The sequence below is a fragment of the Kitasatospora sp. NPDC053308 genome, from assembly GCF_055585785.1.
In genome coordinates this window covers 112,280-123,371 of the sequence record NZ_JBVJJY010000003.1, presented here as the reverse complement: position 1 = coordinate 123,371, position 11,092 = coordinate 112,280, and the positions used below count along the sequence as shown (strand labels likewise).

The window sequence follows — 11,092 nt, the reverse complement described above, 5'->3', positions numbered from 1 at the left end:
CGGACACCCACGCCGACGCCGAAGCCGACCCAACACCGACGCCACCGACCGGGCGGCGCACGGCGGTCCGGCCGCTCAGCTACCCAGGCGGCGGCGCCAGAGCAACGGGCGGACCTCGATCGCGTGCGACGGGTCGCCGTTCCAGACGGTGGGCAGGCCGGCGGCCCTGAGGGCGGCGACCACCTCCCGGCCGACGGCGGTGGTGGTCGACGGGGAGCCGTCGAAACCGCCGTAGAGGAGGGTCAGGCCGTGGCCGGTGGCGGCGGACTCGGTGCACTGGGAGTGGAAGTAGACGAAACCGCGGGCCCCGGGGGCGCCGGCGCCGCCGATCTCGGCCTGACCGCAGGAGCGGCAGCAGGTGAAGTCCTCCCGGGCCGTGATCCCGGCCGCCTCCAGGGCGACGAAGGCCCGGGTGAGGCGCTCCGGGTCGGTCTCCCCGATCCAACCGGTCTGCTCCCCGACGCGCTCCAGCCAGAGCCGGTCCGCGAGTCGCTCGGCCTGGGCGCGCGAGAGCGGACGGCGGTCGCCCGACACCAGGTACTCCTCGGCCTCCTCGGCCAGGCGGACGCGATCGGTGTACCCGCAGGCCAGAGTCAGCCGCAACCGGTCCTCCAACTCCCGCCGCTCGTCCGCGCCCAGCTCCGGCTCCGGCACCGGCTCCGCCTCCGCCTCCGGGCCCAGGTCGAGCGGCTGCCAGTCCAGGCCGTCCCCCCAGCCCGCCTCGCCGCGCGCCCAGCCCGTCATCGCCGCGACCACCGGCTCGGGCCCGTCCACCCGCACCTCGAAGTGCCGGTCGGCGGAACCGTCCCGGTACTCCAGCGTGTAGTCCTCGCCGTCGACGTGCCACACCTGGATGTAGACGTCCGGCAGATCCGGTATCCGCTCCACGACGAGGAAGCCGTCGTCCGCCGCGCCGATGCGCCGGACCAGCCCCGCCAACTCCTCCGCGCTCGGCCGCGAGAGCGGCTTCCCCTCGTGCGTCATCACCGTGATCGCCAGCATGGGGCCACCCTTGCACACGCCACTGACATCACGACCGCCGCGGCGCCTGCCGGGGGCCGACCCGGGCGAGGGAGTCCGCCGGGCCACCGAACGGCACAGCGCCCCGCACGACACGGCGCCCCGGCCGGCGGCGCGCCCGGCCCACGGCGCGACCGCCCTCCGCCGCCCGGCCCGTCCCCGTCCCCGGCGACGACCGCCGCGCCGACCCCGGCTAGGAACCCGGGACGGGTACCGGCGGTGGCGGTGAGCCTCGGCTCCCCGCTCCCCGGGGCCACGGTGAAGACCCGTGAGCCGGTGTCGGTGGTGACGGTGATCCGGTGGGGGGCGGTCCACTCGGCCGACCGGAAGGCCCCCTCGCCCGGGAACCGTTCGCGCATGGTGAGGACGCTCCAGCGGCGAGCCGACCAGCCGGTGCCGGTCTCCAGTCGGACCTGCCGGCTCCGGGACTCCGTCTCGTCCCCGGGGAGGCCGCGGTGGATCACCACCAGGACGTGGTCCGCCCGCCCCGGCGCGCTCGTCCGGGTCTGCTGGAAGGGTTCCCGGGACAGCGGGTGGAGCACCAGGACGCCCAGCGCGCACAGCAGTGTCGTGGCGCCCGGCGAGTTCACCGTCCGCGCCCGGCCGGACGGCGTACGGTCGCGGGACGTCGTCCGCTTCACCGGGGAGACGGGGGCCGTGGCCGACGGCGGACCGTTCGGCCGCGGCGAGGAGTTCGTCGTCCTGGACGCTGAGGCCGGGCCATCGCCGACTACCGGGTTCCCCGCGCTCTGACCGTCGCGCCGTGCAGCGCCGCGGCGGTCGCCGCGTCCGCCGGGAGGAAGGCCTCCAGCTTGAGCTCGGCGAGCGTGACGTCCACGGCGGTGGCGAAGGTGGTGACCGTCGTCATCAGGCGCAGTTCGCCGATCGAGGTGCGCAGCTCCAGCGGGACGGCGAAGCCCAGGTGCTGCTCCCCCACCGTCACGTCGGGCAGGTACGAGCTCAACTCGTCGTGCAGTTCGCCGAGGTGCCGGGTGCGCTCGACGATGTGGCGGGCCCAGTCGGCGAAGTTGAGGATGCGCGGGGCGAGGCCGTCGGGGTGCAGGGCGAGCCGGTAGGCGTTGGTGCCGGGGCCGACCAGCCGGGGGTCGGCGCCCTCGGTGATGACGTCCAGGGCGGCGTTGGCGGCCACCACGTCGCCCCGGCGGTCCACCACCAGGGCCGGGTACGGGAGGTGGCCGGCCAGGATGTGGCCGATCGCCTCCCGTACCGGCGCCAGTGCCGGCCCGTCCAGCGGGGTCTCCGGGTAGACGGGCGCGTAACCGGCGGCCAGCAGCAGCTCGTTGCGCTCGCGCAGCGGCAGGTCGAGCGACTCGGCGAGCCGGACGACCATGCCCCGGCCCGGCGCGGAGCGGCCGGATTCGATGAAGCTCAGGTGCCGCTGGGTGGTGCCGGCCAGGGTCGCGAGGTCGAGCTGGCTGATGCGGCGGCTGGTTCGGCGCGCGCGGAGCGCTTGGGGGAAGTCCACGGCATCAGCCAACCCGCCCGGCGCGCATCGCGCCATTCCCTCGCGGGAATTGAGGCCATGTCCCGCCCCGGCCAGCATCGGGGGCATGGACATCGGAGTTTTCCTCCCCACCGGCCAGGACCAGTGGGCCGCCCACGACGCCCGCGACCTGGTCGGCTTCGCCCGCCGCGGCGAGGAGTTCGGCTTCTCCTCGCTGTTCGTCAACGACTCCCTGCTCAGCCCGCGGATCGAGCCGCTCACCATGCTGGCGGCCGTCGCCCCGGTGACGGAGCGGATCCGGCTGGGCACCGGCGCGCTGCTGCCGGTCCTGCGCCGCCCGGTGCAGACCGCGCAGACGCTGGCCTCGGTGGACCGGCTCTCCGGCGGCCGGCTGACCGTCGCCGTCGGCGCCGCCTTCCCCGGGCGCTTCGGCCGCCCGCTGCACGAGCTGTCGCAGGTGCCGTGGGAGCGCCGCTTCGCCCGGCTGGACGAGACGGTCGCCCTGTGGCGGGCGCTGTGGGCCGGAGCGAAGGAGTTCCATGGCGAGTTCCACTCCTTCGCCGAACTGCCGCCCGCCACCGCTCCGTTCCACCCCGAGGGCCCCCCGGTCTGGCTCGGTGGGGCCGCCCCCGCGGCCTTGGAGCGCACCGGACGGCGGTACGACGGCTGGCTGCCGTACCCGCCGGATCCGGCCGACTACGCGAGCGGGCTCGAAGCCGTCCGGGCGGCGGCCCGGCAGGTCGGGCGCGCGCCGGAGGCCGTCACTCCCGCCCTTTTCGTCAACGTCCGGGTCGACCGCAGCACGGGCGCCGCCCGCCGGACCATGGAGGCCTACACCCGGGCCAACTACGGGCTGCCGCTGACCGAAACGGAGCAGATCCAGGCCTTCGCCCTCGGCACCCCGGACGAGGTCGCCGCCACCCTCGCCCGGTACGCGGCGGCCGGCGCCCGGCACGTGGTGGCCCGCCTCGGCGCGCTCGACCTGTCCGACCAGCTGGACCAGTTGGAGAGACTCGCGGCGCTCACACGCCCCGGGTCGCGGTGATCCGTCCGTCCGCGATCGCCGCCGTCAGCTCCCGGTGGTCCTCCTTCGTCCGGTCGGCGTAGCGCACGGCGAACTCGGCCACCGCCTCCGCGAAGGTGTCCGCACCGCCGAGGTAGCCGGCGACGGCGAGGCGGTCTCCGGTGCGGGCGTGGGCGCGGGCGAGGGTGCGGCCGCAGAGGTCGGCGTAGGCGCGCAGGCCGGACGGCCGCATGTCCCCGACCTCGAACGAGCCCTTCATGTCGCGCAGTTGACGGCCGTAGAAGTGGCGGCCGGCGGGGCCGGTGGTCCAGCCGAGGAAGATGTCGCTGGCGGCCTGCATCAGGCGCTGGCCGGTGACCACCCGGCGGCCGCCGTGGTGGGCGGTGACCTCGGCGTCCACCCGGGTGGGCAGCAGGTGGTCCTCCAGCACCGAGCGGCCGGCCTCCTTGAGCTGCAGGAACAGCGGATCGCCGGCGTCCCGTCCCTCCAGCAGGACGATGAAGCAGCGGGTGCCGACGCTGCCGACGCCGACCACCTTGCTGGCCGCGTCCACGAACCGGAAGCGGTCCAGCAGCACCCGGCGGTCCTCGGCGAGGGTGGCCCGGTAGTCGCTGAACACCTGGCCGACGTCGCGCAGTTCGGACCGCTTCAGCGGCTCGATCAGCGGCGGCGCGCTGATGATCCGGCGCCGCCCGTCCCGCTCCTCGGTCAGCTTGCCGAAGGCCTGCAGGTTGGTGCGGCGCCGGGCGTGCGCGAGTTCGGCCGCGGCGCGCTCCCGCTGCCGGCGCTTGCGCAGCAGCGGCAGGACCTGCTCGGTGTCCACCCGGGCGTACCAGACGTCGAGTTCGCCCAGGCCCGCCAGCCGCCGCATCGCCGTCGCGTAGCCCTCGACGGCGGCACGGGCGGCGCGGCGCACCCGTTCCTCGTCCTGGCCGTTGTCGCGGGCGGCGACGGCGACGCTGGCGGCGAGGCGCTTGACGTCCCACTCGAAGGGGCCGGGGTGGGTCTCGTCGAAGTCGTTGACGTCGAAGAGCAGGGCGCGTTCCGGTGACGCGTACACCCCGAAGTTCAGCAGGTGCGCGTCACCGCAGAGTTGGACGGTGAGGCCGGTGTCCGGCGCGGCGCCGAGGTCGGCGGCCATCACGGCGGCGGCGCCGCGCAGGTAGGTGAAGGGGCTGTCGGCCATCCGCCCGTAGCGGATCGGCAGCAGCGCGGCCACCCGGTCCCGTGCTTGGCGTTCCAGGACGGTCAGCGGGTCGGGACGGTCGGCGGCGGGGATCCACCGGCCGTGCTCGGAGCGGGACACGCGGTCGCGCGCGGCCCGACCGCGGCGGCGGCGTTCGGCGGGGGTGGTCATGCGGCGGCTCCGTCCGTCGGCGGGGCCCGGCCTCCGCGCGACGGCGGGAGACCGCGGGTGCCCCTCCCCGCGACGCTAGGACACGAGCGCCGGAGGGCGCAGCGCACGCCCTCCGGCAGTCGGCCGTCCGAGTGAGTCCCGGCGGGTCCGTTCCGCGCGGCTCACCCGGACGGGCCACTCTGAGGGGTCACTCGGACGGGTCGCTCGGACGGGTCGCTCGGACGGGTCGCTCGGACGGAGGGTGTCGGGCGGAGGGCGTCGGGCAGGTCACTGCACCGTGAAGTCCGCCATCATCGCCATGTCCTCGTGCTCCAGGTTGTGGCAGTGCAGCATGTACGCGCCCGTGTAGTCGGTGAAGCGCACCAGCACCTCCACCGCCTCGGCCGGCCGCAGGTCCACGGTGTCCTTCCAGCCCGCGTCGTACGGGCCCGGCTGCCCGCCGTTGCGGCCGACCACCTGGAAGTGGTCGAGGTGGACGTGCACGGGGTGGTGCAGGTCGGACGAGAAGCGCCAGCGCTCGACGGTCCCGAGGGCGGGGGTGGCGATGTTCCGGCCGGGCTGGTACGGCTCGCCGTTGATCGTCCAACCGTCGCTGCGGCTGCGGCGGAAGGCGAACTCGCGGGTGGTGACGACGGCGGAAGCGTCCAGGGCCTCGACGGCGGAGAGCCTGTCGGGTACCGCCGTGTCGTCCTGCACCTGCTTCGCGGAGACGTCGAAGCGCATCACCTCGGCCGTGCGGCCGCTGCCGAACCGGTTGACCAGACGCACCTGGGTGCCGGGCTGGTAGCGGGAGAAGTCGACCACGACGTCGAAGCGTTCGGCCGGGGCCATCTCGATCCCGTCGTGGGCGACCGGGGCGGCGAGCAGGCCGCCGTCGGAGCCGATCTGGACCAGTGCGTCGCCGCCGGGGGGCTGCGGGTCGAGTTCGAGCCGGTAGAGGCGGGCGTTCGAGGCGTTGAGCAGGCGCAGCCGGTAGCGCAGGCGGTCGACGTCCAGGCGGGGCCAGGGCGCGCCGTTGACCAGGATGACGTCGCCGAGCACGCCGTTGGCGTAGGCGGCGGAGACGCCGGGCTCGCCGAGCGCGGGGTCGCTGGAGGGGTACTTGAAGGAGCCGTCGGCGGCGAACGAGCGGTCGGCGATCATCAGCGGGAGGTCGCGCTCGCCGCGCGGCAGCGGCAGGGCGTCCTCCTCGTCGTCCTGGACGAGGTGGAAGCCGGCCAGCCCGCGCCAGACGCCGGGGCCGGTGAAGCCCATCCGGTGGTCGTGGTACCAGAGGGTGGCGGCGCGCTGCTTGCCCGGATAGGTGTAGCTGCGCTCGCCGACGACGGTGCGGCCCGCCGCGTGGTGCATCCCCGCCATGCCGGGCATGTTCTGCATGCCCTGGGCGGCGTCCGCCGGGGATCCGACGGGCATCAGCAGGTCCACCGGGTAGCCGTCGCTGTCCGCCGGGGTGTGCCCGCCGTGCAGGTGGGTGACGGACGGCACCGGCAGCTCGTTGCGGTGCTTGACCACGGCGGTCCGCCCCGAGCGGGTGACCAGGGTCGGGCCGGGGAAGGAGCCGCCGTACGTCCAGGCCTCGGTCCGCACGCCGGGGACGATCTCCAGTTTGGCGGCCTGCTGGGTGATCTCGTAGTAGTCGGTGGTCCCCTCGGTGCGCACCGGGTTCAGCACGGCCGGCACCGGCAGCGCGGCCCGGAACGCCTCGGGCAGGTCCAGGTCGCTGCTCAACAGCCGCCCGGGGCGGCTCTCGGCGAACAGCCGGGCGGCGGACGGGACGGCGACGGCGGCCAGTGCGCCCGCGCCGAGGACGGAGGCGCCGATGCCCAGGAACCGGCGTCGGTTCACTTGGACACCTCCAGCGGCCCGCCGGGGCGCGGCAGCCGGCCGCTGCCGTCCGGAGCCGCCTCGGGCAGTGCGGCCCGGGCGGGCAGCGGCAGCCGCCAGGCGCCGACCAGGCCGAACAGGATGCCGCTGACCAGCAGCACGCCGAGGGTGACGTGGACGCCGATCGACCGGGCGTAGCCGGCGGTGATCTGGCCGATGACCGCGACGGTGAGCGCGGCGGTGGTCCACAGCGGCCAGAGCGGCCCCCGGCCGGGCCGCCACACGGCGACGGCCACCCCCAGTTGCAGCACCACCACGGTGGCCAGGGTCATCGCGTTGCCCTCGTGGTCCTTCAGGGAGTCGTAGGTGCCGTTGAGGAAGCTGCCGGCCAGCATGACCTGGAGCAGGGCCAGCAGGGCGAGCGCGGTGGCGGTGGTGCGCAGCAGGATCAGCGGCCAGCGGGGCGCAGGGGCGGCAGGTGGACTGCTCATGTCGGGCTACTCTCTCTGCTTCGGCGGTCGGGCGGGGCGGGCGAGAGCGTAGCTGATCCGACATCACGATCAGTTCCAATAAGGGGTTTTGGATCTCCCGGTTACCCCATTGCGCCTGCTCGGACCGCGTTTGTCACCCGGACGAGGGACGCCCCTTGAGCGGTCCTCAAGGGGCGTCCCTCGTGTGTTGCACATCGGAGTCGACTCGATGAGCTCCCCTCAGGGGGGTGGCGACATGAGTTCCGCTCATGGGGCGGGGCGATGAGTTCCTCTCATGGGCGGCGGCGTCATGAGCTTCTCTCATGGCGGTCGGTCATGAGGTCCTCTCATGCCTCCTGCCATGAGCTCCCCCATCGCCGCGCCATGAGCCCCGCTCACCTCCCACCGTCCCGCCTCCCGCCCCGTCTACTGCCGTGCCGCTCCCAGCGCCACCGGCCGGGTCCGCAGCAAGGCGCGGACCGGCAGCCCGGTCGCTCCCAGGCAGAGCAGGACGGCTCCGGCGGCCAGCGGCAGGGCGAGCGTCGGCGGGACGTACGGGGCGGCGTCGGCGACACCGCGGGTGACCGGCACCAGCGTGATCCAGGCGATCACCGCGCCGACCGCCAGCCCGGTCGCGGCCACCAGCAGCGCCTCCCAGCGCATCATGCCGCGCACCTGGCGCCGGGTGGTGCCCGCCAGTCGCAGCAGGGCGACCTCGCGACGCCGGTCCAGCACCGTCATCACCAGGGTGTTGGCCGCGCTGACGGCGGCGAACCCGCCGAGCACACCGGCCATGACCGTGTTGGCCCAGCCGCTGAGCTCCATGTCCTTGTCTGCCTGGGCGACGAACCCGGCCCGGTCGGCCACGCTCGTCCCGGCCAGGGCGCCCAGCCCGGCGGCCACCGCCGTACGGTCGGCACCCGGCGCGTCGGCGACCAGCACCTGGCTGTCGTAGCCGCTGGTGACGTGCGCGGCGACGGCCGCCCGGGGCAGCACCGCCTGGCCGACGCCGAGCCCGCGCTCGTACACGGCGACCACCTGCGGTCGGACGGCGGTGCCGTCCCCGAGCCGCAGCGGGACGCGGTCGCCGACCCCGGCGTCCAGGGCGCCGGCGAGGGTGGTGCTCAGGGCGACGGTGTCGGTGGCCCGGGCGAGGTCGGCGAGCGAGCCGCTGCGCACGCCCAGGTCGAGAACTTCGGGCAGCCGCGCCGGATCACCGTCGACACCGAGCGCGGGCGCCGTGCTCAGCTGACCGCCGCTCTCCAGGACCAGTCCGGTCCGCAGCACGCCGACGGCGGTGTCCACGCCCGGCACCTTCGCCGCCCGCTCGGCGGTCCCGGCGGGCAGGCCCGGCCCGGTGGACCCGAGCACGTGGTCGGCGACGACGCCGGCCCGGACGTTCTCGCCGCTGGTGTGGCGCAGGGTGCTCTGGAGGATCAGCAGGGTGCCGCAGAACGCGGTGACCAGGACGATCGGGGTGATCGCGGAGGCCAGACGGCGGGCGTTGGCGCGGGTGTTGTCGGCGGCCAGCGAGCCGGGCGCACCGCCGGCCCGCAGCGGGGCTCCGAGCACGGCGGCGGCGCCCCGGGCCACCCAGGGGCCGAGCAGGGCGACGGCCAGCATGAGGCACATGACGACGCCGAGCGCGGTCTGCGCGGCCTTGGCGCCGTCCAGGGAGGCGGCGACGGCGGCGACCGCACCACCGCCGACGGCGAAGACCAGCCCCAGGACGGTGCGCACCTTGCCCGGTCGGGGCGCCTCGACGGCGGCTTCGCCGAGCGCCTGTCCGGCGCGCAGCTTGGACGGCCGGCGGGCGGCCAGGGAGCCGGCGGTCAGCGCGGCGAGGGTGCAGGTGAGGACGGCGGCGGCCATCGGCAGCGGGCCGACGTCGAGGCGCACCCCTGCGGGGACGGCGCCGCGTTCGATCAGTTGGCCGAACCACCAGCGGGCGAGGGCGAGGCCGGGCAGGACGCCGAGCGCGGCGGCGACGGGGGCGACCAGCACGGCCTCGGTGGCGATGGTGCGGCGGATCTGGCGCGGGGTGGCGCCGATGGCACGGAGCAGGGCGAACTCGCGGGCGCGCTGGCCGGTGGCGAGGGCCACGGTGCTCATGACCACGAAGACCGCGGTCATGGTGGCGTAGCCGCCGAAGCTGCCGCCGAGGGCCATCAGCGTCGTCCGGGCCGCGCCGAGGGCGGGGTGTTCGACCGCGCCCCGGCCGTCTCCGGTGAAGACCTTCGCCTCGCCGCCGACCGCCTGGCGGACCTGGGCGCCGAGCGCCGCGGCGGTCACGCCCTCGCGAGGCTGGACGGCGACGGCGTCGATCCGTCCGGGGTGGCCGGAGAGCCGGTCGGCGGTGGCGTCGGCGAACCAGGCGGTGGGGCCGGCCGCCTGGGCGGCGGCGAGGCCGGAGACCCGGTAGCTCGCGGTGCCGCCGGGCGCCGTCAGTGTGAGGTTCGCGCCGGGCGCGAGACGGGCGGCGCGCGCCGTGTCGACGTCCAGCACCACCTCGTTCGCACCAGGTGCTCGGCCTTCGAACAGCCGGTCGGCCGGGCCGGCGATGCCCAGGGCGGCGTAGCCGCGCCCGGTCAGGGCCGCCGTCCCGTTCCCGGCGGCGGGCGGCGCGGCGGCGGGCGCGACCGCGGCGGGCGCGACCACGCTGAGCGGAAAGGCGGTGTCCGGCCGGGCTGCCGCGACGCCCGGCAGGGCGGCCAGCCGGCCGACCAGCGCGGCGTCGGTCCGGGCCCGCTCCGGGGTGCTCTGCTCCTGGGTCTCGGTGTCCTCGCCGACCTTCCGCTGGATCGTCACCGTCTGCTCGGCCGCGACCACCACGGGCGCGGAGGCGTACCGGACGGGTTCGAGGCGCGCGGTCAGGCCGGTCTGCAGCAGCACGCCGCAGGCCGTCACCACGGCGGCGCCGAGCAGCAGGGCGACGAGGGTGCCCACGAAGGAGGCGGGGCGGAAGCGCACCGAGGCGCGGGCGAGTCCGTTGCTCATGCCGCGGCTCCCACCGGGCGGGCGGTGAGCGCGACCATGCGGTCGGCGACGGCCTGCGGGCTGGGGTGCGGCAGGTCGTCCACGAGCGCACCGCCGGCCAGGAACAGCACCCGGTCGGCGAAGGAGGCGGCCACCGGGTCGTGGGTCACCATCACGACGGTCGCGCCGAGGGAGTCCACGGACTGCCGCAGCAGGCCCAGCACCTCGTGCGCGGTGCGGGTGTCCAGGGCGCCGGTCGGCTCGTCGGCGAACACCACGTCCGGGCGGGTGATCAGCGCGCGGGCGATCGCGACCCGCTGCTGCTGGCCGCCGGAGAGCTGGGCGGGGCGGCGCCGGGCGTGCTGCCCGAGGCCGACCCGCTCCAGCAGGTCCCGGGCGCGGGCGCGGTCCTGGCGCTGCCCGGCGAGCCGCTGCGGGAGCAGCACGTTCTGCTCGACGCTCAGCGAGGGCAGCAGGTTGAAGGACTGGAAGACGAAGCCGATCCGGCTGCGGCGCAGTTCGGTGAGCCGGTTCTCGCTGAGCGCGGTGATCTCCTGGCCGCCGAGCCGGATCTCCCCCGCGTCCGGGCGGTCCAGGCCCGCCGCGCACTGCAGGAAGGTCGACTTGCCGGAGCCGGAGGGGCCCATGACGGCGGTGAAGCTGCCGCGGGCGAGCGCCAGGTCGATCCCGCGCAGCGCCTGCACCGTCGCCTCGCCGCGCCCGTAGCTGCGGCGCACCCCGCGCAGCTCGATCGCCGGGGCCACCTGCGGCGCACCGTACGGCGGAGCGCCGTACGCGTCGGCGGCGTACCCCCCGGTCCGGCGTTCGTCGGTCCGGCGTTCGTCGGTCCCGCGCTCGTCGGTGCTGCGGCGGAGGTGGCGGCGTGCCATGGAGGGGCCTTCCTTCGGTTCTGCGTCGCTCGTCGTCAACACGCTCAACGCTAGGAACCACGGGCG

The 11,092-nt window shown here is 75.6% G+C and carries 9 protein-coding genes; 2 read left to right on the top strand and 7 right to left on the bottom strand.

Going from position 1 to position 11,092, the window contains the following annotated elements:
- Positions 1 to 75: 75 nt before the first annotated feature.
- Entirely contained in the window at positions 76 to 1,002 is a 927-nt protein-coding gene (locus ACZ6Y7_RS08580) for a DUF6891 domain-containing protein (RefSeq protein WP_465757111.1), read from the bottom strand.
- A 375-nt stretch (positions 1,003 to 1,377) separates the two neighbouring features.
- Between ACZ6Y7_RS08580 and ACZ6Y7_RS08575 the strand changes: the two genes are divergently transcribed.
- Entirely contained in the window at positions 1,378 to 1,773 is a 396-nt protein-coding gene (locus ACZ6Y7_RS08575) for a hypothetical protein (protein ID WP_465757110.1), read from the top strand.
- Here the strand turns inward: ACZ6Y7_RS08575 and ACZ6Y7_RS08570 are convergent.
- Positions 1,751 to 2,506, bottom strand: a complete 756-nt coding sequence (locus ACZ6Y7_RS08570) for a helix-turn-helix domain-containing protein (protein ID WP_465757109.1) — start codon at positions 2,504 to 2,506, stop codon at positions 1,751 to 1,753. The two genes, ACZ6Y7_RS08575 and ACZ6Y7_RS08570, sit on opposite strands and share 23 nt — an antisense overlap.
- 85 nt (positions 2,507 to 2,591) lie before the next feature.
- On the opposite strand from ACZ6Y7_RS08570, the gene ACZ6Y7_RS08565 reads away from it, so the two are divergent.
- Positions 2,592 to 3,530 (top strand): LLM class flavin-dependent oxidoreductase, encoded by a 939-nt coding sequence (locus tag ACZ6Y7_RS08565; protein ID WP_465757108.1) that lies wholly within the window; start codon positions 2,592 to 2,594, stop codon positions 3,528 to 3,530.
- Here the strand turns inward: ACZ6Y7_RS08565 and ACZ6Y7_RS08560 are convergent.
- The 5 genes from ACZ6Y7_RS08560 to ACZ6Y7_RS08540 form a co-directional block, all read right to left on the bottom strand.
- Positions 3,508 to 4,866: a DUF2252 domain-containing protein gene (locus ACZ6Y7_RS08560; protein ID WP_465757107.1), complete on the bottom strand. Its 1,359-nt coding sequence runs from the start codon at positions 4,864 to 4,866 to the stop codon at positions 3,508 to 3,510. The two genes, ACZ6Y7_RS08565 and ACZ6Y7_RS08560, sit on opposite strands and share 23 nt — an antisense overlap.
- 267 nt (positions 4,867 to 5,133) lie before the next feature.
- On the bottom strand, positions 5,134 to 6,711 hold the full coding sequence (locus ACZ6Y7_RS08555; RefSeq protein WP_465757106.1) for a multicopper oxidase family protein: 1,578 nt from the start codon (positions 6,709 to 6,711) through the stop codon (positions 5,134 to 5,136).
- Positions 6,708 to 7,181 (bottom strand): hypothetical protein, encoded by a 474-nt coding sequence (locus tag ACZ6Y7_RS08550; RefSeq protein ID WP_465757105.1) that lies wholly within the window; start codon positions 7,179 to 7,181, stop codon positions 6,708 to 6,710. Before ACZ6Y7_RS08550 ends, ACZ6Y7_RS08555 begins: the two co-directional genes overlap by 4 nt.
- Before the next feature lie 405 nt (positions 7,182 to 7,586).
- Positions 7,587 to 10,157 (bottom strand): FtsX-like permease family protein, encoded by a 2,571-nt coding sequence (locus ACZ6Y7_RS08545; protein WP_465757104.1) that lies wholly within the window; start codon positions 10,155 to 10,157, stop codon positions 7,587 to 7,589.
- Positions 10,154 to 11,026, bottom strand: coding sequence for an ABC transporter ATP-binding protein (locus tag ACZ6Y7_RS08540; protein ID WP_465757103.1), 873 nt, complete (start codon positions 11,024 to 11,026; stop codon positions 10,154 to 10,156). The genes ACZ6Y7_RS08545 and ACZ6Y7_RS08540 overlap by 4 nt, the downstream gene beginning before the upstream one ends.
- Positions 11,027 to 11,092: the final 66 nt, after the last annotated feature.

Excerpts from the sequence above, each read along its gene's own strand:
- ACZ6Y7_RS08580 (WP_465757111.1), bottom strand. The coding sequence starts at position 1,002 with ATGCTGGCGATCACGGTGATGACGCACGAGGGGAAGCCGCTCTCGCGG.
- ACZ6Y7_RS08565 (WP_465757108.1), top strand. The coding sequence starts at position 2,592 with ATGGACATCGGAGTTTTCCTCCCCACCGGCCAGGACCAGTGGGCCGCC.
- ACZ6Y7_RS08560 (WP_465757107.1), bottom strand. The coding sequence starts at position 4,866 with ATGACCACCCCCGCCGAACGCCGCCGCCGCGGTCGGGCCGCGCGCGAC.
- ACZ6Y7_RS08575 (WP_465757110.1), top strand. The coding sequence starts at position 1,378 with ATGGTGAGGACGCTCCAGCGGCGAGCCGACCAGCCGGTGCCGGTCTCC.
- ACZ6Y7_RS08545 (WP_465757104.1), bottom strand. The coding sequence starts at position 10,157 with ATGAGCAACGGACTCGCCCGCGCCTCGGTGCGCTTCCGCCCCGCCTCC.
- ACZ6Y7_RS08540 (WP_465757103.1), bottom strand. The coding sequence starts at position 11,026 with ATGGCACGCCGCCACCTCCGCCGCAGCACCGACGAGCGCGGGACCGAC.
- ACZ6Y7_RS08550 (WP_465757105.1), bottom strand. The coding sequence starts at position 7,181 with ATGAGCAGTCCACCTGCCGCCCCTGCGCCCCGCTGGCCGCTGATCCTG.